This is a genomic window from Mycobacterium sp. NBC_00419 (assembly GCF_036023875.1).
Lineage (GTDB): Bacteria > Actinomycetota > Actinomycetes > Mycobacteriales > Mycobacteriaceae > Mycobacterium.
On sequence record NZ_CP107931.1, the window covers coordinates 5170088 to 5193571 of the forward strand.

At 67.0% G+C, this 23484-nt stretch carries 25 protein-coding genes; 19 read left to right on the top strand and 6 right to left on the bottom strand.

Going from position 1 to position 23484, the window contains the following annotated elements; translation table 11 throughout:
* Window positions 1-10 precede the first annotated feature (10 nt).
* From OG976_RS24745 to OG976_RS24760, 4 genes are read right to left on the bottom strand one after another with little or no spacing between them, the layout of a single operon-like run.
* Entirely contained in the window at window positions 11-1441 is a 1431-nt protein-coding gene (locus OG976_RS24745; RefSeq protein ID WP_328355032.1) for a class I adenylate-forming enzyme family protein, read from the bottom strand.
* A complete protein-coding gene (locus tag OG976_RS24750; RefSeq protein ID WP_328355035.1) occupies window positions 1425-2453 on the bottom strand; it encodes a hypothetical protein in 1029 nt (342 codons plus the stop codon). Before OG976_RS24750 ends, OG976_RS24745 begins: the two co-directional genes overlap by 17 nt.
* A 41-nt stretch (window positions 2454-2494) precedes the next feature.
* Window positions 2495-3715: a CaiB/BaiF CoA transferase family protein gene (locus OG976_RS24755; protein WP_328355038.1), complete on the bottom strand. Its 1221-nt coding sequence runs from the start codon at window positions 3713-3715 to the stop codon at window positions 2495-2497.
* Window positions 3712-4932: an acyl-CoA dehydrogenase family protein gene (locus OG976_RS24760; RefSeq protein WP_442930383.1), complete on the bottom strand. Its 1221-nt coding sequence runs from the start codon at window positions 4930-4932 to the stop codon at window positions 3712-3714. Before OG976_RS24760 ends, OG976_RS24755 begins: the two co-directional genes overlap by 4 nt.
* Window positions 4933-5002: 70 nt before the next feature.
* Between OG976_RS24760 and OG976_RS24765 the strand changes: the two genes are divergently transcribed.
* The 11 genes from OG976_RS24765 to OG976_RS24815 all read left to right on the top strand — a co-directional run bounded on the left by OG976_RS24765 (window position 5003) and on the right by OG976_RS24815 (window position 14825).
* The gene (locus OG976_RS24765; protein WP_328355044.1) at window positions 5003-5794 is read left to right on the top strand and encodes an enoyl-CoA hydratase/isomerase family protein; all 792 of its coding nucleotides are present in this window, start codon (window positions 5003-5005) and stop codon (window positions 5792-5794) included.
* A complete protein-coding gene (locus tag OG976_RS24770; protein ID WP_328355047.1) occupies window positions 5781-6659 on the top strand; it encodes an amidohydrolase family protein in 879 nt (292 codons plus the stop codon). The genes OG976_RS24765 and OG976_RS24770 overlap by 14 nt, the downstream gene beginning before the upstream one ends.
* A 28-nt stretch (window positions 6660-6687) precedes the next feature.
* Window positions 6688-7581, top strand: coding sequence for an SDR family oxidoreductase (locus OG976_RS24775; protein ID WP_328355050.1), 894 nt, complete (start codon window positions 6688-6690; stop codon window positions 7579-7581).
* The gene (locus OG976_RS24780) at window positions 7574-8425 is read left to right on the top strand and encodes an enoyl-CoA hydratase-related protein (protein ID WP_328355053.1); all 852 of its coding nucleotides are present in this window, start codon (window positions 7574-7576) and stop codon (window positions 8423-8425) included. Before OG976_RS24775 ends, OG976_RS24780 begins: the two co-directional genes overlap by 8 nt.
* A complete protein-coding gene (locus OG976_RS24785) occupies window positions 8422-9213 on the top strand; it encodes an enoyl-CoA hydratase-related protein (RefSeq protein ID WP_328355056.1) in 792 nt (263 codons plus the stop codon). The genes OG976_RS24780 and OG976_RS24785 overlap by 4 nt, the downstream gene beginning before the upstream one ends.
* A 7-nt stretch (window positions 9214-9220) precedes the next feature.
* Window positions 9221-10417, top strand: a complete 1197-nt coding sequence (locus OG976_RS24790; RefSeq protein ID WP_328355059.1) for an acyl-CoA dehydrogenase family protein — start codon at window positions 9221-9223, stop codon at window positions 10415-10417.
* Window positions 10418-10483: 66 nt separating this feature from the next.
* On the top strand, window positions 10484-11608 hold the full coding sequence (locus tag OG976_RS24795; RefSeq protein WP_328355062.1) for an acyl-CoA dehydrogenase family protein: 1125 nt from the start codon (window positions 10484-10486) through the stop codon (window positions 11606-11608).
* Window positions 11609-11621: 13 nt separating this feature from the next.
* Window positions 11622-12515, top strand: a complete 894-nt coding sequence (locus tag OG976_RS24800; RefSeq protein WP_328355065.1) for an acyl-CoA thioesterase — start codon at window positions 11622-11624, stop codon at window positions 12513-12515.
* 79 nt (window positions 12516-12594) lie between these two features.
* Window positions 12595-13341, top strand: coding sequence for a FadR/GntR family transcriptional regulator (locus OG976_RS24805; RefSeq protein ID WP_328355068.1), 747 nt, complete (start codon window positions 12595-12597; stop codon window positions 13339-13341).
* 84 nt (window positions 13342-13425) lie between these two features.
* On the top strand, window positions 13426-14199 hold the full coding sequence (locus OG976_RS24810) for an SDR family NAD(P)-dependent oxidoreductase (RefSeq protein WP_328355071.1): 774 nt from the start codon (window positions 13426-13428) through the stop codon (window positions 14197-14199).
* Between the two features lie 77 nt (window positions 14200-14276).
* A complete protein-coding gene (locus tag OG976_RS24815) occupies window positions 14277-14825 on the top strand; it encodes a nuclear transport factor 2 family protein (protein ID WP_328355074.1) in 549 nt (182 codons plus the stop codon).
* Between the two features lie 18 nt (window positions 14826-14843).
* On the opposite strand, the gene OG976_RS24820 is transcribed toward OG976_RS24815, so the two are convergent.
* Window positions 14844-16607, bottom strand: a complete 1764-nt coding sequence (locus OG976_RS24820) for a CocE/NonD family hydrolase (protein WP_328355077.1) — start codon at window positions 16605-16607, stop codon at window positions 14844-14846.
* Between the two features lie 91 nt (window positions 16608-16698).
* On the opposite strand from OG976_RS24820, the gene OG976_RS24825 reads away from it, so the two are divergent.
* The 8 genes from OG976_RS24825 (at window position 16699) to OG976_RS24860 (ending at window position 22355) form a co-directional block, all read left to right on the top strand.
* Window positions 16699-17304 carry a TetR/AcrR family transcriptional regulator gene (locus tag OG976_RS24825; RefSeq protein WP_328355080.1) on the top strand — a complete coding sequence of 202 codons (606 nt, stop codon included), beginning with the start codon at window positions 16699-16701 and terminating at the stop codon, window positions 17302-17304.
* 56 nt (window positions 17305-17360) lie between these two features.
* Entirely contained in the window at window positions 17361-18116 is a 756-nt protein-coding gene (locus OG976_RS24830) for a YebC/PmpR family DNA-binding transcriptional regulator (protein WP_328355083.1), read from the top strand.
* Between the two features lie 5 nt (window positions 18117-18121).
* On the top strand, window positions 18122-18454 hold the full coding sequence (locus tag OG976_RS24835; protein WP_328355086.1) for a hypothetical protein: 333 nt from the start codon (window positions 18122-18124) through the stop codon (window positions 18452-18454).
* The gene (locus OG976_RS24840) at window positions 18438-19658 is read left to right on the top strand and encodes an MFS transporter (protein WP_328355089.1); all 1221 of its coding nucleotides are present in this window, start codon (window positions 18438-18440) and stop codon (window positions 19656-19658) included. The genes OG976_RS24835 and OG976_RS24840 overlap by 17 nt, the downstream gene beginning before the upstream one ends.
* Window positions 19659-19740: 82 nt before the next feature.
* The gene (gene ruvC, locus OG976_RS24845) at window positions 19741-20295 is read left to right on the top strand and encodes a crossover junction endodeoxyribonuclease RuvC (protein ID WP_328355091.1); all 555 of its coding nucleotides are present in this window, start codon (window positions 19741-19743) and stop codon (window positions 20293-20295) included.
* Complete coding sequence (gene ruvA, locus OG976_RS24850) at window positions 20292-20885, top strand: Holliday junction branch migration protein RuvA (RefSeq protein ID WP_328355094.1); 594 nt, start codon at window positions 20292-20294, stop codon at window positions 20883-20885. Before ruvC ends, ruvA begins: the two co-directional genes overlap by 4 nt.
* Window positions 20882-21949, top strand: a complete 1068-nt coding sequence (gene ruvB / locus OG976_RS24855) for a Holliday junction branch migration DNA helicase RuvB (RefSeq protein WP_328355097.1) — start codon at window positions 20882-20884, stop codon at window positions 21947-21949. Before ruvA ends, ruvB begins: the two co-directional genes overlap by 4 nt.
* Window positions 21950-21971: 22 nt before the next feature.
* Entirely contained in the window at window positions 21972-22355 is a 384-nt protein-coding gene (locus OG976_RS24860) for a DUF1304 domain-containing protein (RefSeq protein WP_328355100.1), read from the top strand.
* An 8-nt stretch (window positions 22356-22363) separates the two neighbouring features.
* On the opposite strand, the gene OG976_RS24865 is transcribed toward OG976_RS24860, so the two are convergent.
* Entirely contained in the window at window positions 22364-23476 is a 1113-nt protein-coding gene (locus OG976_RS24865; RefSeq protein WP_328355103.1) for a GGDEF domain-containing protein, read from the bottom strand.
* Between the last annotated feature and the right edge of the window lie 8 nt (window positions 23477-23484).

The window sequence follows — 23484 nt, forward strand, 5'->3', positions numbered from 1 at the left end:
CGGGATGGCGCTACCGGGGCAGCTGCGCTCGCCGTAGCTTGCCACCCGACGTTCGTGGCAGTTCATCGACGAACACGTACCGGGTGGGGCGCTTGTAGGTGGCCAACCGCGGACGAAGCCAGTCGTCGAGCGCCGCAGCGGAGGCCGACCCCACCACGTACGCCACCGGTGTTTCGCCGGTGCGCGGGTCGGCCACGCCGATGACGCCCACATCGGAAACCTCGGGGTGAGCGAGCAGCGCGTTCTCCACTTCGGTCGGAGCGACCTGGAAACCCGACACCTTCAGCACGTCTTTGAGGCGGTCGACGATCCAGAGGCGGCCGTCGGCGTCGATGCGACCGATGTCACCGGTGGCGAACCACCCGTCGTCGAAGTCGGGTGAATCCAACCCCGCATAACCGGCCGCCACACTCGGGCCGCGCACCAGAAGCTCCCCGGAGCGGGCGACCCGAATTTCGGTTCCCAGCGTCGGATAGCCGGGGGAGTCCAGCCGCCACCGGGTCGGGTCATCGACCGGGTTGAACGCCACCATCATCGCTTCGGTCATCCCGTAGGAGCACAGGAACGGCACCCCTGTGCGTTCGGTCAACTCGGCGGCCAACCCGGACGGAACGGCACTGCCGCCCCACATGAAAAACCGCAGTGACGAAAAGTCCTCGCGCCGTGGCTCTTCCATGCCTGCCAGTCGGTGAGCGACGGCACCGGCCATCGGCCAGACGGTGACCCCTGCGCTCCGGATGTGCTCGAGGGATTCCTCGAGATCGAAGCGGCGGAACAACGTCAGCTCAGCACCTACGTTGATGGCCGCAGCGGCCATGGTGGCCCCGAAGATGTGACACAACGGCAGTGCGAGCTGAAGCCGGTCACGCTCGGTCAGGCCGGTGTGGTGTCGCAGCTGTTCAACCCCGCCGCACAGGCTGGCCGTCGTGTGCACCACACCCTTGGGCAGACCCGTGGTTCCTGACGAGAACGGAATGTACAGCGGGGCATGGTGGTCGACGGCCGGTGCCGGTGTCTGCGGCACCGCCCCGCCGACCAGGGTGGCGATGTCGACAGCTGTCGACATCCGCTCCGGTATCGGGCGGCCGGCGTCGTGCACTACCGCCGAGGCCTGGGAGGCGTCGACCGCGTGGCGGACCTCCCCGGCCGTCCAGTACGGGTTCGGGGTGACGAACACCGCGCCCAGCCGGGCCAGGGCGAACTGCGCGATCAGGTACTCAGGGCAGTTCTCGGCGAGCAACAACACTCGGGTGCCGACACCCACACCGGCTGACTGCAGGACTTCGCTCGCCGACTCGGTGGCGTTCTGCAGTTCCCGGTACGTCCACGCGGCCGACTCGAAGCGAAGGCCTACCCGGTTCGGCCAGCGGGCGGCCGCCGCCGACAGAAAGCCGGGGTAGCCGCCCGCTGCCGAAGGCAGTGCCTCAGTGTCGCTTTTCACCGTTGGCGGGCACCGATTCGCCCCAGGCCATCCACACGTCGGGGGTGCGGGTGTCGGACACCCGGTGCATGCGGCCCTCCTGCTGCGGGTTGGGCATCTGCCCAAGCTGCATGTGGCCGTGTGCGTCGGGATCGCACCGCCATGGCACACCGTTGATCTCGTAGTCGATGCCATCGTGCCAGTAGCCATCGTCGGCCCGCGTGATCGCGGCGTCCATCGTGTGTGCGGAGGTGACGGTGCCGTCACTGTGGGCCACCACGCCCACGTGGAAACCGCGCTGGCCGAACAGGAAATGGCCGACTTCGGCGGTCCCGTCGTCCCAGTGGTTGGCCCAGGAATACCAGGTGGTGTAGGACGCGTCGTGGAGTGGGTCCTTGGTGCGGTACAGCACGCCGCCCGGCGGCATCCAGGCCTCTTCCCAGAACAGGAAGCCGCGCGCCGGGCGACCCAGGATCTCGGCTTCGACGAGCCAGGTCTGGCTGATGTACATCAGCGCGGAATCCCGCCCCGGTATGTACCACTGCAGCGGCGGGACCACCAGCGTGCCGGTGGCCTCGATGGTGCCGGCCTCCCGGTAGCGGAAGTTGTCGACGTCGAGCACCAACTCCATCGGTTGGCCCTCGGCATCCGGCGGCGACGCGATCGTCACGGAGTTCTCGCCGGTGAGCGTTTTCGTCAGCGCCGCACTGTCGACGGCGTAGCGTGCCTGTTTGCGCATCGTCATGCCGTCACCTTCCCCGGTGCCGAGCAGAAGATGCCTGCCGCCCAACGACTGTCGCCCGTCAGCGGCCGCCTCCGGCGGCTTCTCCGCGATGCGACGCATGGTGCTGTACAGCGTGCCCTGGTCGTCGCGAAGCGATCCCCAGATGTAGCCGCCCTCGCGGTAGAGGCCGAGGATCGGCTCGTCCGACACGAAGTCGCGAGCGTCGAACGCACGCCTGGATGCCAGCGCCTGGCAATCGAACGTGCCGGTCCGGTTGGGGGAGGCGATCAGGCTCTCCGTTGTTGTCATCTCTTCCTCTCGATCATCGTTGAGCAGTACCTTCTCGTCGCTCAGAGCACGCCGTTGTCGCGTAGTGCACTGATTTCGCTATCGGACTTGTGCAGCAGTTCAGCCAGTACCTCAGCGGTGTCCTGGCCGAGGCTTGGGGGACGCCGATAGGTCTCGATCGGCGTCTCCGAATACCGAATGGGGTTGGCCAGCAACTCCATTGGCGGCGCACCGTCGCCCTCGACCCGTCGTCGCATCCCGCGGTGGCGGATCTGCGGGTTGGTGAACACTCCGTCCATGGTGTTGACCGGGCTCACCGGCACGTCGGCCTCTTCGAGTCGGCGGACCCACTCCTCGGCGGTGTGCTCGGCGAAGATCGCGTCCAGCGTGTCCAGGACCATGTCACGATTGGCGATGCGGGCCGAGACGGTGGCGAAGCGGGGATCATCGGCGAGTTCCGGCCGGCCGACGGCCTTGGCGAGCCCGGACCACTGGCCAGGTGTGGAGGCGACGACGAAGATCTCGGCGTCGCTGCACCGGAATGCCTGAGACGGGATTCCACCGAAGCCGCCGTTGCCGCGGCGCGGCGCGGCCTGACCGGACACCAGGTAGTTCTGTGCGTAGTGCGACAGCGCCGCCAGCCCGCAATCGAGCAGCGCAAGGTCGATGTGCTGGCCACTGCCGCCGCCATCGCGGTGGTGCAACGCGGCCAGGATCGCCGAACTGGCGTAGAGCCCGGTCAGCACGTCGACCATCGACACGCCGACCTTCATCGGGCCGGCGCCCGGCTCGCCGTCGGGTATGCCGGACACGCTCATCATCCCCGACATCGCCTGGAAGACACCGTCATAACCGGCCCGCGCCGCGTAGGGGCCGTCCTGGCCGAAACCGGTGACCGAGCAGTAGATGAGGTTCGGGTTGCGGGCGCTCAGAGTGGGATAGTCCAGGCCGTACTTCGCCAGGACCCCGGTGCGGAAGTTCTCGATGAGAACATCGCAATGCTCGGCGAGTTCGGCGAGCAGCGCGGCTCCCTCGGGGCGCGAATGATCCACTGTGATCGAGCGCTTGTTGCGGTTAGCGCTGAGGTAGAAGCCCGACTGGTTGTCGGCGGCATCACCGAAGAACGGCGGACCGTACTGGCGGGAGTCGTCGCCGGAGCCGGGCCGCTCCACCTTGATGACGTCGGCGCCCAGGTCGCCGAGCAACTGGGCGGTCAACGGCGCGGCCAGGATTCGGCTCAGATCGAGCACCCGCACACCGGCCAGCGGGCCATGTCCGGTCACAGGCCCACCTTCGGCTCGCGCGGCAGACCCAGCACGCGCTCGCTGATGATGTTCTTCTGGACCTCGCTGGTGCCGGCGTAGATGGTCTCCGCGCGAGCCCGGATGAAGGACCGCCGAATTGCCTCGCAGTCCTGGCTGTCCTCGTCGGGACCGGAACCCCATTCGGTGCCCAGCAGCGCGTCGGGACCGAGCACGTCCATCGCCAGCTCGGTGTACTGCTGATGCCAACGCGACCAGTAGTACTTGCCGATCGAGGCCTCCGGCCCGAACCGCCCGTCGCGCAGGGCTACCGACAGCGTCCGCATGTTGTTGTGCGCCATGATCTGCAGTCCGATGTAGCTGTCGACGAGTCGGTGGCGCAGCACCGGGTCGCTGGCGGCACCGCGGCGGGCCGCCACCGCCCGCAGCTGATCCATCTCGCGGACGAAGGAGAACTGGTAGTTGAGCACCGAGGTCGCCCGTTCATGACCGAGCGTGGTCATGGCCGCGTTCCACCCGTCGCCTTCGGCGCCGAGCACGTTGTCGACCGAGGTCTGCGCGTTGTCGAAGAACACCTCGTTGAAGCCGCTGTCACCGAGCATTGTGCGGATCGGGACCACCGTCACACCCGGCTGGTCGAGGGGGATCAGCATGTAGGACAACCCGGCGTGCCGGGACGTGCCAGGTTCGGTGCGCACGATGGCGAAGATCCACGAGGCGTGCTGGGCGAACGTCGTCCAGATCTTCTGGCCGTTGACCACCCACTGGTCGCCGTGGCGTTCGGCGCGGGTGTTGATCGCGGCCAGATCCGAGCCCGCGCCGGGCTCCGAGTAGCCCTGGCACCACACCACCTCGCCCCGCGCCATCGGGGGTAGCAGGCGCTGCTTCTGCTCGGCGGTGCCGTGCGTCAGCGCGGTCGGGGCCATCAACGTCTCGCCGTGAAAGGCCGCCCGCGGCGGTGTCTGTGCGCGGGCGCATTCCATCGCGAAGATGATCTCCTGGGTCATCGTCGCGCCGCGCCCGCCGTACTCGAGGGGCCAGGACAAACCCAGCCAATTGCCGGCGCCCAGCTCGCGTTCCCACGCGCGCCGCAGCTCCCAGTTGTCGTCGTCGTCGGGGCCGCCACGATCGGCGGTACCGACGAAATCGCCCGTCAGATGTTCGTCGAGCCACGTGCGCACGTCGTCACGAAAGTCACGATCGGCAGGGCTGAGCGGAAGTTGACCAACCTCGTCCACACCAGACACCATACGCGTATAGTGCAATCAATTAGCTAATTCACCGGAAACTGTGCGAGGAGACCGACGAGTGGACGACCTGCTGTGGTCCGTCGAGGACGGGGTGGGCACCATCACCCTCAATCGGCCGGAGGCCCGCAACGCCTTCACGTTCGACATGATCGGGCGATGGGCGGACCTGCTCCGGCAGGCCAAGTCTGACGACGACGTGCGTGTCGTCGTGCTCACCGGGGCCGGTGACAAGGCGTTCTGCTCGGGCGTGGATCTGTCGGCGATCTCCAATGCCAACCCCGACCTGACCCCGCTGCAGCGCAAGAGCCAACTGCACGACCAGGTCCATCAGGTCGCGCACGCGGTAGCCGATCTCGACAAGCCGTTGATCGCCGCGATCAACGGAGTGGCCGTCGGCGCCGGACTCGACATGGCGTTGATGTGCGACCTGCGCATCATGTCGACCACGGCCCGGGTATCGGAAGGCTACGTCCGCGTCGGCCTGACGCCGGGCGACGGTGGCGCGTACTACCTGCCGCGCCTCGTCGGCACCTCCAAGGCCCTCGAATTGCTGCTGACCGGCGATTTCATCGATGCGGCCGAGGCACTGCGGATCGGGCTGGTGAACCGGCTGGCCGAGCCGGCGGAGTTGCGCGCCAAGACCACTGAGTTCGCCGGGGCCATCGCGGCGCACCCGCCGGTGTCGGTGCGGATGATCAAGCGCGCCACCTACCAGTCCGCCAATATCGATCTGCGCACGGCGCTGGACATGATCTCGTCGCACTTCGCGGTGGTCGCCGCAACCGAGGACGCCGCTGAAGCTCTCGCGGCGATGAAGGAGAAGAGGGAGCCTCGTTATGTCGGCCGCTGAACAATCGCAGGGTCTGTACGACGCCTGGATCAATCTGCCCTACCTGCCCGGTGAGGTCACTCCCGACCCGTCGGTGGTCGCCCGCTTCAAGCGTGGGAACAGTGCCTACGAGGGTGGCGAGACGATGACCGACGTCATCGCCGAGATGGACCGCCTCGACATCGCGGCAGGGGTGTTGTCCAAAGCGCCGCGCGACATCACCCCGCCGTATGTACACGGCACCAAGACCGGGGAAGCGGTGCTGCGCGAGACCTGTGAGCGCCTGGCCACAATTGCCCGGGACTACCCGGGCCGATTCGTCACTTCCGTCGGACTGGACCCGCGGCTGGGCTATGAAGCCGCCAAACACGTCCGGATCGCTGTGCGCGAGTACGGCATTCGCTGCATCCGCATCATTCCGATGTTCACCGGGATCGCGATCGACGACAAACTGGCCTACCCGCTGTACACCGCCGCGTGTGACGAGGGAGCCGTCGTCTCGATCAACGTCGGTGTGCCAGGTCCGATGAAACCGGCCAAGCTGCAGCGCACGATCCTCATCGACGAAGTCGCGCTGGCGTTTCCGGAGCTCAAAATCGTGATGAGCCACCTGGGCGACCCGTGGATCAGTGAGACCGTCGCCATGCTCATCAAGCACCCCAACGTGTTCGCCATGACTGCCGGCTGGGCGCCGAAGTACATTCCCGAGGACATCGTGCGATTCGCGCAGCGACGCAATCCCACCAAGCTGATGTGGGCCTCCGACTACCCGATCCTGCCGTTCGACCGGACCGCCGCCGAGGGCAGAAACGTTGCTCTGACTGGTGATTCGCTGACCGGATACCTGGGTGCCAACGCGCGGGCCGTCTTCGGCGATCCGGCCTGACCAACACCACCACTTGAAGGGAGCACACATGGGCTTGCATGATGGACGCGTCGTCATCGTCACCGGCGCCGCGGGCGGAATCGGGCGCGAACACGCACTGGAATTCGCCCGGCAGGGCGCCAAGGTCGTGGTCAACGACCTCGGCCCGGCCGGTGACGTGGTCGAGGAGATCACACAGCTCGGCGGCGAGGCTGTCGCGAACTCCGACGACATCTCCGACTGGGATGGCGCCGGCCGGCTGATACAGACCGCCCTGGACACCTTCGGTGACCTGCACGTGCTGGTCAACAACGCCGGCATCCTGCGCGACAAGATGTTCGTCAACATGGACATCGACATGTGGGATGCCGTCATCAAGGTGCACATGCGCGGCACCTTCGCGCCGACCAAACATGCCGTGGCCTACTGGCGGGACCAGCACAAGGCGGGCACGCCGGTGTCGCATCCCCGCATCGTCAACACCTCGTCGCCGTCAGGCCTGTACGGCAATGTCGGCCAGTCAAACTACGGAGCAGCCAAGGCCGGCATCGCCGCCTTCACCGTGATCCTGGCCGACGAGCTCGCCCGCCTGGGCATCACCGTCAATGCGATCGCCCCCAGCGCCCTGACCCAGATGACGCAGGGGCTCGACAACTACGTGGCAGCGATGGCAGATATCAAGGAGCGCACCGGATTCGACGCCGGCTCACCGGCCAACATCTCGCCGATCGTGGTGTGGCTGGCCTCTCCGGAGGCAGAGGCCGTGACCGGCCGGGTGTTCAACGTCAAGGGCGGCTCGATCTCGGTGGCCGAAACCTGGCAGGCCGGTCCGGGTGTCAGCCGCGAATCCCGCTGGGATCCGGCAGAACTCGGCGAGGTCATTCCTGGTCTGCTCGCCGAGGCACGACCGAACTCGGACGGTTCGGGTAAGCCCCGTGTCTGATTCCGCGGTCGTGGTGGACGGGATCCGGGCTGACCGCCACGGCCCGGTCGGGCTGATCTGGCTGGCCCGCCCCGACCGCGGCAACGGCTTCACCACGGCGATGCAGATCGAACTGCATCGGCAACTGGCCGAACTCGACGAAGACGAGGCCATCAGGGTCATCATCGTCACCGGCGAGGGCAAGCTGTTCTCGGCCGGTGCGGACATGGAGCCGGGCGGTTCCAACTTCGCTTTCGACCAGAAGCGCCACCGGGAGGCCAAAGCGGAGATTGCGGCTAGGCCGCGGCCGTGGCGGATGCGCACACCGATCATCGGAGCGCTCAACGGTTCGGCAGTGGGGCTGGGGCTGACGTTCCCGCTGCAGTGGGACATTCGGATCGTCAACGAATCGGCCAAGTACGGATTCGTCTTCACCCGGCGCGGACTGATTCCGGAGCAGAACTCGCTGTGGCTGTTACCGCGACTGGTCGGACTGTCCACCGCTACTGAACTTCTGCTCACCGGTCGGCTGTTCAGCGGTGCCGAGGCGGCGCGCATGGGCCTGGCGACCGAGGCGGTACCTGGCGAGCGGGTGCTCGACAGGGCGCTGGCGATTGCTGCTGACATCGCGACGAACACCGCCCCGTCGGCCGTCGGGGTGACCAAGCAGTTGCTCTACGACATGCTGGCCGAGGGTGACCGCGAAGCCGCGTTCGGCACCGAATGGGAAGTGTTCCGGTGGATGGGCCGGCAGCCGGACTCCGCCGAAGGGGTGGCCTCCTTCCTGGAGAAGCGGACACCGAACTTTGCTGTGCCGAAGGATATTCCGCTACCCGACGAACTGGACGGATGGGAGGCCTCGTGACCGAGCCGACAGTGCTCTACGACGTCGACGGCGAGGGCGCAGCAGTGCTCACCCTGAGCCGGCCCGAGCGGCGCAACATGTGGACCGCTGCGATGGAACACGAGTTCTACGAAGCGCTGGACCGGGCCGCAGCCGACGAGCGGGTTCGGGTGATCGTGGTGACCGGCGCGGGTGATTCCTTCGTGCCGGGGCTGGACCCCGAGGTGCTCGCCGGTGTGGCCGGCGGACAGGCCTACACCAGCAACCGGCGCCCGCAGACCTATGCCACCACGATTCCCAAGCCGATCATCGGCGCCATCAACGGTGCGTGCGCGGGGATCGGACTGGCCCAGGCGCTGAACTTCGACTATCGGTTCGCCGTTGCGGGAGCAAAGTTCAGCACTGCGTTCGCCAAACGCGGGCTGCCGGCCGAGGACGCCAGCGCGTGGATGCTGGTGCGCCTCGCCGGCCCGGCGCACGCATTCGACCTGCTGGCCTCGGCCCGGGTGTTCCTGGCCGACGAAGCGAGGGAACTCGGCGTCGTCCAGCGGGTGTCACCCCCGGGCCGAGTGTTGGCCGACGCGCTGGAGTACGCCCACCAGCTCGCGGCCACGGTGTCGCCGGTGGCGATGGCGATGGTCAAGTCGCAGATCTGGCGAGACTGCGAACAGAGCATGGACGCCGCCAGGGTGCGGGCGCAGCATCTGCTGACGCTGTCCAAAGCTCAGCCCGACTTCGCCGAGGGAACCGCTAGCCTGCGCGAACGCCGGACTCCGGAGTTCGGGCCGTACTCCCCGCTGAATCTCTAGGAAAGACATGGAATTCGACATCGCTGATCTGATTTCGGGTGCGGCAGAGTTCCGCGACGAGGTCCGCACCTGGCTGGACGAACACCTCATCGGTGAGTTCGCCGCCCACCGCGGGGTGGGCAGCCCCACCGACGACGTCGCGTGGGATGTCCGCACCGCATGGGAGCGGGAGTTGGCAGCCGGCAACTGGTTGGGTCTGACCTGGCCGCGCGAGTACGGCGGCCGCGGGCTCGGTCTGGTCGAGGAGATCGTCTTCGAATACGAGTACGCGCGCGCTGCCGCCCCCGCGCGGGTCAACACCCAGGCGCTGGAGTTGCTCGGGCCCACGCTGCTGGCCTTCGGAACCGAGGAACAGAAGCAGCGGTTCATTCCCAAGATCCTGTCCGTCGAGGAGATGTGGGGTCAGGGCTTCTCCGAACCCGGTGCCGGCTCCGACCTGGCGGCCGTGCGTACGAAGGCCAGCTTCGACGGGGACCAGTGGCACGTCGACGGGCAGAAGGTCTGGACGACCTTCGGCCAGCACGCCGACTGGCTCTACGTCCTGTGCCGGACCGACCCTGACGTCGATCTGCGTCACCGCGGCTTGTCGCTGCTGTTGGTGGACGTCCACCAGCCCGGTGTGGACGTACGGCCGATCGAGAACCTCGCCCGGTCAACGGAGTTCAGCGAGTGCTTCTTCAACGATGCACTGACGGGTGCCGACATGGTCGTCGGAGGTGTGGGCAACGGCTGGAAGGTGGTGATGGCCACCCTCGGCATGGAGCGTGGCAGCGCGCTGATGCCGATGCAGCTGGCGATGCAACGTGAAGTCAGTGAACTGATCGAGGAGGCGACGCGCATCGGTGCCGTCGACGATCCGCTGGTCCGCCAGGAACTCGTCGACGCCTACATCGGCGTGCAGTTGATGCGCTCCACGAACCTGCGCATCGTGATGGACCTGTTGGGTCAGTCCGGCGGTGAGCCGGGCGCGGCCACCCAGGCGGCCGCCACCGTCAGCAAGCTGTTCGCTTCGGTGCACCATCAGCGAATCGGTGAACTGGCAGTCGATCTCTTCGGTCCCGATGCCCTCTTCGCGGTGACGACCACACGTTGCGCAGAGGCCCGCAAGCTCTTCCTGCTCTCGCGCGCCGAGACCATCTACGGCGGCACCTCGGAGATCCAACGCAACATCATCGCCGAGCGTCTGCTCGGCCTACCCCGATGAGGATCGGCATGTCCATCCACATCCACCTGCTGATCTGGCAATTCTCACTGGAGGTCTGACAACGCCATGGCACTGATACCCACCGAAGAGCACGACGCTCTTCGCGATGTGATGCGCGCCTTCCTGACCAAGCATTCGTCAGAATCCGCGGTGCGTGCCCAGCTCGACAGCGACTCGGGTTACGACGAATCCGCGTGGCACACCGCGGCCGATCAGATCGGGTTGCCGTCACTGGCGATCCCCGAGGAATTCGGCGGCGCCGGTTACGGTTTCGACGAACTGGCGATCGTGATGGAGGAGACGGGCCGGGCGCTCTACACCGGCCCGGTGCTGTCCACCGTCGTTCTGGCGACCAACGCGCTGCTGTGTTCGCAGGACACGAACGCCTGCGAACAGTATCTGCCCGCGATCGCCGCGGGGGAGTTGGTCGCCACCGTCGCGGTGACCGAGCGCGCCGCGCACTGGGACCCCGATGACATCACGGTGACCGCGCAGCCGAGTGGGGCCGGTTGGGTCCTCACCGGAACCAAGCCCTACGTGCTCGACGGTGCGATTGCCGGACTCCTCGTCGTTGCGGGGCGTACCCCGGCCGGCGTCTCACTGTTCTGCGTCGAGGCGCCCGCCGAGGGTCTTCGAATCGAGGCGCGCGACGTGCTGGACCTGAGCCGGCGGTTCGCTTCGGTGACCTTCGATGCGACCCCGGCCGTCCTGCTCGGTGCCGATGGCGCCGGGTGGCCGGTACTGGCCGACGTATTCGACCGGGCGATCGTCGCACTGGCCTGCGAACAGGTCGGCGGTACCGCCGCCGTTCTGGACGCGACCGTCGACTACCTCAAGGTTCGGCACCAGTTCGGCCGGGCGATCGGATCCTTCCAGGCACTCAAGCACCGGTGCGCTGATATGCTCGTCGAACTCGAATCCGCCCGCTCCGCAGCGGCTTACGCCTCCACAGCAGCGGCCAACTCGGCCGTGGATCTCTCGACAGCGGCATCGATCGCCAAGACCTACTGCTCGAAAGCCTTCTATCACGTTGCCGCCGAGAGCATTCAGATGCACGGCGGCATCGGCTTCACCTGGGAGCATCCGGCGCACCTGTACTTCAAGCGGGCGAAGTCAGCAGAAGTGCTGTTCGGATCCCCGTCCTGGCACCGTGAGCGTCTTGCCCGCTTGATCGGTCTGGTCTCGCAATAGGAAAGGACCCCACGTGGCCGGCAGCGTCTGCGAGTTGGTGGACTTACTCACCCTTCACGATGAGGGGCATGACACCTTCCTGGGGTCGGCCGGCGACCGAACCGGCCGCGCCCTGTTCGGCGGACATGTGATCGGCCAGGCGTTGATGGCTGCCGCCGACACCGTTGCAGGGCAACGGCTTCCGCACTCCGTGCATTGTGTGTTCGTCTCAGCCGCCGTGCCTGCCAGACCGATCAGTTATCAGGTCGACCGCGTTGGTGACGGCCGATCCTTCTCCCGCCGCCGGGTGGTTGCGGCCCAATCAGGTGCGGACATCCTGACCATGCAGGCGTCGTTTCACGTGGGGGAGGACGGTCTGAGGCACGATCGTGAACAGCCGGCGGCGCCGTCGCCGGACTCGTGCGATCCCTTGACGGGCCCTGCCGCCGACGTCGAGCGATGGCCCGATCTGTACCGGAGTTGGGCGGCCGTGGACATCCGCGTGTCCCCCCGGCCGCCGGTTCTGCCCAGGCCCACGACTACGGGCCACACTCCCGCTGCGCAGGTGTGGCTGCGGACCCGGGAGGAAGTCCGGGGATCCCAGGTGCTGCACATCGCGATCCTGGCGTGCCTGTCCGATATGACGTTGCTCGGCGCGGCGCTGGCGCCGCACGGCATCTCCCACCGGCACCCCGGTTACCGGATCGCGTCGCTGGACCATTGTCTGTGGATTCACGCGCCTCTGCGGGCCGACGAGTGGCTGCTGTACCACCAGATCTCCCCGATTGCCTCTGCCGGCCGGGGGTTCTGCCGGGGCGAGTTCTACCAGGACGGTCGGCATGTCGCCACGGTGGTGCAGGAGGGACTGATCCGTCCGGCGGCCTCGGCGCCCGACCGTCAGACGCCGACGCGCGGGATTGCAAGCTAAGACGGCGAATGATTCAGACGGTTAGACTGCTCCTTCAAGCAGTTCGCAGGACTTGAGCGAGAGGGCCGAGGCGCTAACGGTGGCGAAGTCGAGACTGGTGAAGGTTCCCAAAGCCAGTGAGCTGGTGGCGGCGAACCTCCGGCGCCGGATCATCACCGGCGAGCTCGGTTCCGGGGACCTGCTGCCCAGCGAAGTCGTGTTGATGCAGGATTTCGGCGTGTCCCGTCCGACACTGCGTGAGGCGTTCCGGATCCTGGAATCGGAATCGATCATCACCGTGCAACGAGGCGCCCGCGGCGGTGGTCGGGTGCTTCAACCCGACGGCGCGGTGGCCGCTCGGTACATGGGTCTCCTCCTGCAGTACCAGGGCGTCCCTTTGAGTGACCTCTACCAGGCGCGCACCGAGATCGAGGTCTCGGCGGTCGGGATGATCGGCGGTAACCGCCGCAAGGCAGCGATCCGTGACCTCGAGCGCAAGCTGGACGAAGGCCAGGAATTTCTGTCGAACGATGATGAGCAGCGTTTTGCCGAATTCAGCGTGGGGTTCCACCTCGCTGTGGTCGACGCTGCCGGCAGTGCCACGCTAAGTCTGCTGGGCGCAATGTTGTTCGAGATCGTCGATGCGCACAACAAGATCTTCGTGGCCACTCATGACGTTGGTCTGCCGGTCAATCGGGCCGCGATGCGGGCGTACACGAAGCTCGTGTCGTTGTTGTCGGCAGGCGACAACGAGGAAGCCCAACGGCATTGGCGCAAGCACCTCGGAAACGTGGAGCAGTACATGGTCGGCGACTCCGATTCGACCCTCGTCGAGGTGCTCTCCTAGCCCGCTGCAGCCCGCCCTCCCGTCAAAGAACTCAATCATCTATCTTATTGATGAGAGACTCGAGAATCCGGGAGAGGACTTGCGATGACCGCTGGTGGCGAATTCGAAGGTCAGGTCGCGCTTGTGACAGCGGCGGCGGGCCGCGGCATCGGTCGGGCGATCGCCAGCCGGCTTGTGCGTGACGGCGCAACGGTAGTCGTCACTGATTCCCATGCGGGGCGTACCGAGCAGGTGGCGGCTGAGCTGTCCGCCCAATCCGGCCGGACCGTGTTCGGCCGGACCCTCGATGTCGGCGTTCGCGAGCAGATCACCGACGTCTGTCAGTGGGTGGCTGAGGAGGTCGGGCCGATCTCCATTCTGGTCAACAATGCCGCCCAGAACGTTCTCGGCTCGATCTTCGACTACGACCCAGCCGAGTGGGACCGCATCATGGCGGTCAACCTGGACGGGCCGTGGCTGTTGTCGAAGCTGGCGATGACCCAGATGCGTGACTCCGGTAGGGGTGGCGTCATCCTCAATGTCTCCACCTACGCACCCGACATCGGCGGCGCCGGCATGGAGACCCCCTATGCGGTGTCCAAAGGCGGGCTGAACGTTCTGACTCGATGCTGCGCCCACGAGGGGGGGCCGTACGGAATTCGAGTCAACTCGTTGACGATGGGCGTGGTTACCGGCACCCGCTTCATTGACGAACTCCACCCGGAACTTGTCGATCTCGAGCTGCCCAAGTCGCCGCTGGGGCGGGTGGCCGACGTCGCCGACATCGTTGAGGCCGCCTCGTACCTGCTCTCCGACCGATCACGTTCCACGACAGGGGAGACTCTGAATGTGGCCGCCGGCAGCCACATGCGGTACTGAGCCCAATTGGGCTGGCCGTCGTCGGGCGTCGACAGCCGGTCGCTCATTGCACGTATCTCGGCCCCAGGGGAGTGCACATGTCGCAGGGAGATCTCGCTTCTCGGATCACAGCGATCGAGGATCGCCTGGCGATCGGCCAGCTGCCGATCCGGTACGCGCTCGCGGTGGACGGGCGTGACATCGACGCCTGGGTGAACCTGTTCGTGCCCGACGTGGACTGTGGCAGTTTTGGTCGCGGGCGCGAGGCGCTGCGGAAGTACATCACTCCGCAGGTGCAGACGTTCTATCGGTCGATCCATCTGATCTGCGGGCATCGCATTGAGTTGGTCAATGCCACGACCGCGCGGGGCAAGACGTATTGTCGTGCCGAACACGAAGTCGGCGACAAGTGGGAGGTCATAGCAATCTGCTACGACGACCGCTACGCCAAGGTTGACGGCGAGTGGCTGTTCGAGCGCCGAGTCGACAAGCACTGGTACACCGCCGACCTTCTCAGCCGACCGCAGCAGAACGAAGGCTTCGTCGACTGGCACCCGGAAGTCAAGCCCGTTCTTCCGCATGCATTTCCGACGTGGGGACCGTTCTGGGCTGACGTTGATGGCGCGGGGTTGACGGCCAGCGAGTGAAACGTGCGGCCGGTGTGATCACGCCGGCCGGCTGAGCTTCTCGGCTACCTCGACGACCGGCAACAGCAGCCGCGAGGCAGATCTCACGGTGTTGACACTGCTGGTGCCCACGCTGGCATGCCGGAAGTTCATCATCGCCGGGGTGTCCGGGTTCTGGTCGTCGCTGGTGACCGTCAGTGCGATGCGGTGCCCGGCTGCGAACCTTCTAGCATTGGGCACCAACGGAATCCGATACTCGACGTCATCCCCGATGGGCACCGCTTCGGCTCTCCTGCACGGCAGCACGGGTGCGCCGGGACGGCTGGTCGCCTCGTCGACCTCGCGCAGGCTGGCGCGCAACCACCCGGCGGTGACCGGTGTACTCGAACCGTCCGGTGCCACGTCGGACAGCGTGACGATCCAGGCGGTGTCGATGGCCGTGGCGGCCGCGACCAGGCGCAGTTCGATCTCGCCGACGACATCGACGGGGAACTGCAGCGGTGCGCTGGTCCAGGTCAGCTGCGACGGCGGATCGATCGGACTGGCTTTGGCCCGGTTGAGGCCGCTGCCGAGCACCAGCAGTTCCCGGCTGCCGGCTGGCCCCGCCATGGTGTCGAGACTGCCGTCGCCGTGCAGTGTGAACTCGGTGAATTCGCCACGTGGAGGCCAGGTTTCGGATTCGTGCCACTGGCCTTCTCCGGGCAGCACGTAGCGTACCGGGGGACCGTCGAGAATTCCGGTGTCGATTCCCTTGAGCCAGTGGTCGAACCAGGCCAGAGCTTCGGTGTGCAGGCTCTCCCATGGCCAGGTGAGCCCGAACTCGTCGAGCAGGCCGATCCGCACGCACGGGCTGTTGGTCAGGTGCTGCCAGGCGATGAAGGTGGACGGCAAATGCAGCGGCACGTTCTGCCAGTCGCAGCCCAGATAGACCGGGATGTCGACGTTGCCGAGCAGCGCGGTGAGATCGCGCTCGTCCCACCAGGAGTCCCGCAGGGGGTGGCGTACCGCAGCATCGAGCCACAACTCGTCCCACGGGCGCGGGTCGTGCGGTGTGCGCGCCAGGGCCTTGACCACCGTCAGTGCAGCCTCACCATTGAAGGTCGCGAACTTGTGGTGCAGGGCCGGGGTCTTGAGGACCTTTCGTGCCGCCTCGAAGGGGGCACTGCGCCAGAAGCGGTCGCCGCGCCCGGCGGTGATTCCGGTCAGCGCGAGGAACGGCGAGACGAACGACGAACTGAACAATCCGTGGTGGCAGGCTGCCTCGTACAGATCCGCGGTGACGGCCACCGGGAAGATCGCCTTCAGGTGCGGCGGCCGTTCCACCGCGGCTTCCAGTTGGGTCATGGCGAAGTAGCTGATGCCGATCATGCCGACCGTGCCGTCACACCACGGCTGGGCTGCCACCCACTCGACGAGGTCGTACATGTCCTGGCGTTCCTGGGCGTCGAAGAAGCCGAACTCGCCGCCGGAACCGCCGGTGCCGCGCACGTTGGCGATGACATGCGCGTAGCCGCGGGGCACCCAGAAGTCGGTCGCGCCGGCCTCGATGAACCCCATCGGTGCGCCGAGGTCCTGGATCTGGCGTGGATAGGGCGAGGCCGCGATCAGAGCGGGAAAGCGCCCAACGGAGTCAGGACGGTGCATGTCGGCCAGCAGTGTGACGCCGTCGCGCATCGGTACCGGGACGTTGCGGTCGTGCCGCATCAGGTGCCGGGGCTCGCTGAGGTTGCGATACGTGCGGCCGGTGGTCTGCGGCCCGTTGAGTTGGCGCTGTCCTGGCTCGGTTCCGGAAGCGGTGGCCATATCGGCTCCTCTTTCACGCATCGTTGAGACAGTTTCATCGTATGGTGAAACTAGTTTCAACGCAACGTGAATCTCCGGGTATGCTCGGCCGGTGGCCAAGACTGTTTCCCCTGGTCCGCGCGATGAACGCGGAGTTCTCTCGGCACGCATCCTGACCGCCGCCCGGGAATCCTTTGCTGAATTCGGCTCGGCGGGCACCACGATCAGGGCCGTAGCCCGCGCTGCCGACGTCGATCCCGCGCTGGTCTACCACTACTTCGGATCCAAAGACGGCCTGCTCGACGCCGCCACCGCACCACCGCCGCGCTGGCTGGAGAAGGTCGCCGCGACCTGGTCGACCCCCCGCGAGGAGCTGGCCGCCCAACTGCTGCGAACCGTGATGAGCAGCTGGGAGGACGACGAGATCGGACCGACGCTGCGGGCCGTGGTGCTCACCGCGGCACACGAACCGACCACCCGGGAGAAGTTGCGGACCATCGTCGAGCGCAGCCTCATCGGGCAGTCCAGCCTCGGTGACGACGAGTCCGAGCGGCTCACCCGCAGTGCCCTGATCTCGAGTCAGCTGATGGGATTCGCCCTCGTGCGCTACGTCTGGAAGATCGAACCGCTGGCGTCGATGCCCGAAGATCAGGTGCTGGCCGCGATGACCCCGGTGTTGCAGCACTATGTCGACGGTGAGCTCGACCCCAGCACGTAGACTCGTCGGGTTACGAGGCTTCGGCGCCGTCTGCAGAAGGAAGAGGAAGTACCACGATGAGCGGCCATTCCAAATGGGCCACCACCAAGCACCAGAAGGCCGTCAAAGATGCGCGCCGCGGCAAGGAGTTCGCCCGGCTGATCAAGAACATCGAGGTCGCGGCCCGCACCGGCGGCGGCGACCCGGCCGGCAACCCGACGCTGTACGACGCCATCCAGAAGGCCAAGAAGACGTCGGTGCCCAACGACAACATCGAGCGGGCCCGCAAGCGCGGCGCCGGTGAGGAAGCCGGCGGCGCCGACTGGCAGACGATCATGTACGAGGGCTATGGACCCAACGGCGTCGCCGTCCTCATCGAATGCCTCACCGACAACCGCAACCGGGCCGCCGGCGAGGTCCGCGTGGCGATGACCCGCAACGGCGGCAACATGGCCGATCCCGGCTCGGTGTCCTACCTGTTCGCCCGCAAGGGCGTGGTCACGCTGGAGAAGAACAGCCTGACCGAGGACGACATCCTGCTGGCCGTTCTGGAGGCCGGTGCAGAAGAGGTCAACGACCTCGGTGAGGGCTTCGAGGTCATCTGCGAGCCGACCGACCTGGTGGCGGTGCGCACCGCACTGCAGGACGCCGGCATCGACTACGACTCCGCCGAAGCCAGCTTCCAGCCGTCGGTCACCGTGCCCGTCGATCTGGAGGGTGCGCGCAAGGTGCTCAAGCTGGTCGACGCGCTCGAGGACAGTGACGACGTCCAGGACGTCTACACCAATATCGACATTCCCGACGACGTCGCCGCGCAGCTCGACGAAGACTGACGACGATGCCGGCGGTTCGCGACGCCACCAACACCCGGTGGACGGTTCGCCGGGTCTGGTGGCCCTTCGGCACCTGGCTGCTCGAACTGCCGGAGTGGGGCGGGCTATTCGCGCTCGGGGTGCTGCTGACTCTGCCGCTGGTGGTGATCTGGCCGTTCTGGGTGCTCGCCCGTTTCCTCGGCGTCCCGTGGACGATCGTGGTCAAGCGCAAGGGTGACGAGGTGCGCCGGGAAAAGATCAAGGGCTGGAAGGCTTCTGGCGAGCGGATAGCCGAGATCATGGCCGAGGCTCGCGGGCATGGCAGCCCCGAGGCGGAGTCTGGTGCCGTCATCTACTGACGCGCGAGGCTCCGAGCGTCTGCTGCTCGGCAGTGTGGCCGCCACGATGGGCCTGCAGTTCCTCGGGGCTACCGCGATCCTGCCGATCCTCCCGTTGTTCCTCGTCCACCAGCAGGTCTCGGTCGGCACGGTCGGCATCGTCATGGGCGCCTACTTCGCGGCGGCCGTCGTGGCGCAGTACCCCAGCGGGTGGGCTGCCGACCGCTGGGGTCATCGCCCGGTCATCGTCGCCGGTCTGCTGCTGTATGCCGGCGCCAGTGTGGCTTTCGTCCTCGTCGAGGCGGGTTCGGCCTACGCGGTGCTGCGCGGGCTGCAGGGGTTCGGATCGGGAGCGGTGCGGGTGGCGGCGCTGAGCATGGTCGGCCGCTGCATCCCCGCCGAACGCCGCGGGGTCGGGTATGCCTGGCTGTACTCCAGCGAACTGGCGGGGATGGCCATCGGACCGGTGGTGGGCAGCCTGGTGCCCGAACGTCACGTCGACGCGATGTTCATCGGTACCGCGGTGTGTTCGGTGCTGGCGTGCCTGCCGATGCTGTTCATCGCGCTGCCCGATGAGGAAAGCCCCTCGACGCCAAGCGATTCCGTGTCTGCACGCGATCTGCTGCGCAGGCGGGGACTGCAGGGGGCGATGCTCGCCGGGTTGGCCGGCGGCTTGTGCGCCGGGGTGTACGAGGCGTGCTGGTCGCTGTTGCTGCAGAGCAAGGGCGCCACGAACCTGCAGATCGGGCTGTCGTGGGCCGCCTACGCCATCCCGTTCATCGTCGTCGCGCCGTTCTCGGGCCGACTCGTCGACCGCTATGACCAACGCCGGCTCGCGCTGGCCGCGATCGCGCTGTCGGCGACGTTCCTGGCCACTTATCCGTTCATCGACAGCCCGGTTGTGCTGATCGTCCTGGGATCCTTCGAAGCCGCCGGGTTCACCGTCGCCTATCCGGCCGCCCTGTCACTACTGTCGCGCAATGTCCCGACCGCCGCCGCCGGGCGCGCGCAGTCGTTGTTCGGGGTCGCCGAGATGTCGGCCATCGCTGTCGGTGCAGGGGCGGCCGGAGCACTGTTCGCCCATGCCGTCTGGCTGCCGTTCGTCGTGACCGCCGGTGCCGTGCTGATCACCCTGCTGTGTGCGGCCCTGATCTGGCGCACGGTGCCGGGCCACTCCGGCGGCACCTCGGATCCGGCGTTGACTGCGATGGCCCTGGAACGCTGACCCGGTGGGTATGTCGTTGCGCAGTGCTGTCGGCCGCAGCGGTTAAGGTATCGAACAGCTGTTCGTAGGCGAAAGGCGATCCGTGCGGGTGATGGGAGTCGACCCAGGGTTGACGCGCTGCGGTCTGTCGGTGATCGAGGGTCACGGCGGCCGTCAGGTCGTCGCCCTCGATGTCGACGTCGTGCGTACCCCGGCCGATCAGCCGCTGCAGAAGCGGCTGCTCACCATCAGTGACACCGTCGAGCACTGGCTCGACACCCACGTACCGGAGGTGCTGGCCATTGAGCGGGTGTTCGCCAACCAGAACGCGAACACCGCGATGGGCACCGCCCAGGCCGCCGGGGTGATCGCCCTGGCCGCCGCCCGCCGCGACATCGACGTCCACTTCCACACTCCCAGCGAGGTCAAGGCCGCCGTCACCGGCAATGGCCGCGCCGACAAGGCACAGGTCACCGCGATGGTCACCCGGATCCTGCAGTTGCAGCAGAAGCCGACACCGGCCGACGCCGCCGACGCCCTCGCCCTGGCGATCTGCCACTGCTGGCGGGCTCCGATGATCGCGCGGATGGCCAAGGCCGAGGCAATGGCCGCTGAGCAGAAACGTGCGTACGTGGCGCGGCTGAAGGCGGCGAGATGATCGCGTCGGTGCGCGGCGAGGTGCTCGACATCGCCCTCGATCACGTCGTGATCGAGGCCGCCGGCGTGGGCTACAAGGTGATCACCACCCCATCGACACTGGCGACCCTGCGCCGCGGCAGCGAAGCGCGGCTGATCACCGCGATGATCGTGCGCGAGGATTCCCAGACGCTCTACGGCTTCGCCGATGCCGACGCGCGTGACTTGTTCCTGACGCTGCTCGGGGTCTCGGGCGTGGGTCCCAAGATCGCCCTGGCCACGCTGGCGGTGTACGACACGACCGCGCTGCGCCAGGCGCTGGCCGACGGCGATGTCACCGCACTGACCCGGGTGCCCGGGATCGGCAAGCGCGGCGCCGAGCGGATGGTGCTCGAACTGCGCGACAAGATCGGCCCGGTGTCCAGTTCAGCCGGTGTGGCCACCATCTCCGGGCATGCGGTGCGCGCTCCGGTCGTGGAAGCCCTTGTCGGACTTGGTTTTGCGATCAAACAGGCCGAGGAGGCCTGCGACAAGGTCCTGGCAGGTGACCCCGAGGCCAGCACATCCAGCGCACTGCGCGCCGCTCTGTCGTTGCTGGGTAAGACCACATGAGCCGGTTCGAGGGCGACGCCGAGGAAGAGGACATCGACCGTGATGTCTCGCCGATGCTCAGTGTCGGCGAAGGCGACATCGACGCCAGCCTGCGGCCGCGGTCGCTGCGGGAGTTCATCGGGCAGGCCCGGGTGCGCGAACAGTTGCAGCTGGTCCTCGAAGGCGCCAAGAACCGCGGCGGCACACCGGATCACATCCTGCTGTCCGGTCCGCCGGGCCTAGGCAAGACGTCGCTGGCGATGATCATCGCCGCCGAGCTGGGCTCATCGCTTCGCGTCACCTCCGGGCCTGCGCTGGAGCGCGCCGGTGACCTGGCGGCGATGCTGTCCAACCTCGTCGAGCACGACGTGTTGTTCATCGACGAGATTCACCGCATCGCGCGGCCCGCCGAGGAAATGCTGTACCTGGCGATGGAGGACTTCCGCGTCGACGTGGTGGTGGGCAAAGGCCCTGGTGCCACGTCCATTCCGTTGGAGGTGGCGCCGTTCACCCTCGTCGGTGCGACCACCCGGTCCGGGGCGCTGACCGGCCCGCTGCGGGACCGCTTCGGTTTCACCGCACACATGGACTTCTACGAGCCCACCGAACTCGAGCGCGTACTGGGCCGGTCGGCCGGAATCCTGGGCATCGAACTCGGTGCGGAGGCGGGCGCCGAGATCGCCCGCCGGTCGCGGGGGACCCCGCGTATCGCCAACCGGCTGTTGCGCCGCGTGCGTGACTACGCCGAGGTACGGGCCGACGGGATCATTACCCGCGACATCGCCAAGGCGGCCCTGGCGGTCTACGACGTCGACGAACTCGGCCTGGACCGGCTGGACCGCGCTGTGCTCTCCGCCCTGACCAAGAGCTTCGGCGGCGGGCCGGTGGGGGTCTCGACCCTGGCGGTGGCAGTGGGGGAGGAGGCCACCACCGTCGAGGAGGTGTGCGAGCCATTCCTGGTGCGCGCAGGCATGATCGCGCGAACTCCTCGCGGCCGCGTCGCCACACCACTAGCCTGGACCCACCTCGGAATGGTCGCACCACCGCGTGCCAGCGGGCTCGGGCAGTCCGGCCTCTTCCAGTGAACTTCGACGAACGGATCGCCACATGACCGCTGCCGCTTTGGTGTTCGCCACGCTCGCCGCGCTGCTGCACGTCTACATCTTCGTCATGGAATCACTGACCTGGACCTCGGCGCGTACCCGAAAGGTGTTCGGCACCACGCCCGAGGAAGCCGAAACCACCAAACTGCTGGCGTTCAACCAAGGCTTCTACAACCTGTTCCTGGCGATCGTTGCTGCCGTCGGTGCCGTGGCAATCGTGTTGGGACACAACGCTGTCGGCTCCGCGCTGGTGTTTGCCGGCGTAGGCTCCATGCTGGCTGCGGCCGTCGTGCTGCTGGCCGCCTCACCGGACAAGGCCCGCGCCGCGATCACCCAGGGCGTTTTTCCGCTGATCGCGGTCGTGCTGCTGGCGATCTCGGTGCTGTAGGTAGACCGTCAGTCTGGCAGCCGGCTCGCCGACTGCCGGTGCCGAATCTGGTTGCCGCCGGACCGCTTCGCCTCGTACATCGCTGCATCGGCTTCGTCCACCAGATGCTGGGTTGCCCGCTGCACAGCACCCCGCTCGATATCCGCGAGCGCCATCGAGGCCACCCCGAGGCTGGCGGTGACCCCGCCGGGGGTCGATTCGACGGCCTGGCGCAGGAGTTCGGCGCGGGTCGTGGTGTCACCGGGTCCCGTCAGTTCCGCGATCAGGAATTCCTCGCCACCCACCCGCGCCACCACGGAATTCATGGCGCTTGCCCGCCGCAGGTTCTCGGCGACCGCGACCAGGACCGCGTCGCCGAAGCCGTGACCGTGCCGGTCGTTGATCTGTTTGAAGCCGTCCAGGTCGACAAGGGTGACGGTGAGCCACGACGACGCAGACCCGCCGGCGGTGTCGATCAGCTGCGCCGCGGACGTGTAGTAGCCGCGCCTGTTCCGCAGCCCGGTCAGCGGATCGGTATGCGACAGCAGCGCGTCCACGATCAGCAGGTGCACCATCACCTGAGCGGCGAACGGCACGGCGACAACCGCGATCGACACCGCCATGAAATGCGCTGCTGCCAGGGCGATATCGCCGTCAGCGGCGATCCGCACAGCCGCGAACGCCGTCGTCAGGCCCGCGTTGACCAGGGTGGCCGTCAGCAGCCGGCTGGAGTGGAACAACGCCACATACCCCGCAAGGGGAGCGAACGTGGTGCAGGCCAGCAGCCCGGTGATGGGGCTGCCGGCAATCAGGCAACCGAGGGTCACGCACGCATTGGCGCCGAGGGCGAACGCGGCTGATTGGCGTTGACTCGGCCAGCGCACGAACCACATGATCGCCCCGGCCACGCACAGCAGCGACATCGTGATCGCTCCTATGGTGCCCACCCGACCGTGCGGGCCCGACGGGCTCCACAGCATGACGATGGGCACTATCGCGAAGAATCCGGCGGTCGAGCCGGCCATCACCCGTGCGAACCCCTGCAGGTGACGCGAGGCCAGAAACTCCGAGAACCAGTTGTACTGATCGGGCTGTTCCCACCAGCGCCGAAGCGACGCCGTCACGCCCACGTCCTGTTGCATCTGCTTCC

What these genes read in the sequence shown, in the direction of transcription:
- OG976_RS24750 (WP_328355035.1), bottom strand. Translation starts at nt 2,453, where the DNA reads ATGACAACAACGGAGAGCCTGATCGCCTCCCCCAACCGGACCGGCACG.
- OG976_RS24770 (WP_328355047.1), top strand. Translation starts at nt 5,781, where the DNA reads ATGTCGGCCGCTGAACAATCGCAGGGTCTGTACGACGCCTGGATCAAT.
- OG976_RS24775 (WP_328355050.1), top strand. Translation starts at nt 6,688, where the DNA reads ATGGGCTTGCATGATGGACGCGTCGTCATCGTCACCGGCGCCGCGGGC.
- OG976_RS24790 (WP_328355059.1), top strand. Translation starts at nt 9,221, where the DNA reads ATGGAATTCGACATCGCTGATCTGATTTCGGGTGCGGCAGAGTTCCGC.
- OG976_RS24795 (WP_328355062.1), top strand. Translation starts at nt 10,484, where the DNA reads ATGGCACTGATACCCACCGAAGAGCACGACGCTCTTCGCGATGTGATG.
- OG976_RS24810 (WP_328355071.1), top strand. Translation starts at nt 13,426, where the DNA reads ATGACCGCTGGTGGCGAATTCGAAGGTCAGGTCGCGCTTGTGACAGCG.
- OG976_RS24815 (WP_328355074.1), top strand. Translation starts at nt 14,277, where the DNA reads ATGTCGCAGGGAGATCTCGCTTCTCGGATCACAGCGATCGAGGATCGC.
- OG976_RS24820 (WP_328355077.1), bottom strand. Translation starts at nt 16,607, where the DNA reads ATGGCCACCGCTTCCGGAACCGAGCCAGGACAGCGCCAACTCAACGGG.
- OG976_RS24830 (WP_328355083.1), top strand. Translation starts at nt 17,361, where the DNA reads ATGAGCGGCCATTCCAAATGGGCCACCACCAAGCACCAGAAGGCCGTC.
- OG976_RS24835 (WP_328355086.1), top strand. Translation starts at nt 18,122, where the DNA reads ATGCCGGCGGTTCGCGACGCCACCAACACCCGGTGGACGGTTCGCCGG.
- ruvA (WP_328355094.1), top strand. Translation starts at nt 20,292, where the DNA reads ATGATCGCGTCGGTGCGCGGCGAGGTGCTCGACATCGCCCTCGATCAC.
- ruvB (WP_328355097.1), top strand. Translation starts at nt 20,882, where the DNA reads ATGAGCCGGTTCGAGGGCGACGCCGAGGAAGAGGACATCGACCGTGAT.
- OG976_RS24860 (WP_328355100.1), top strand. Translation starts at nt 21,972, where the DNA reads ATGACCGCTGCCGCTTTGGTGTTCGCCACGCTCGCCGCGCTGCTGCAC.
- OG976_RS24865 (WP_328355103.1), bottom strand. Translation starts at nt 23,476, where the DNA reads ATGCAACAGGACGTGGGCGTGACGGCGTCGCTTCGGCGCTGGTGGGAA.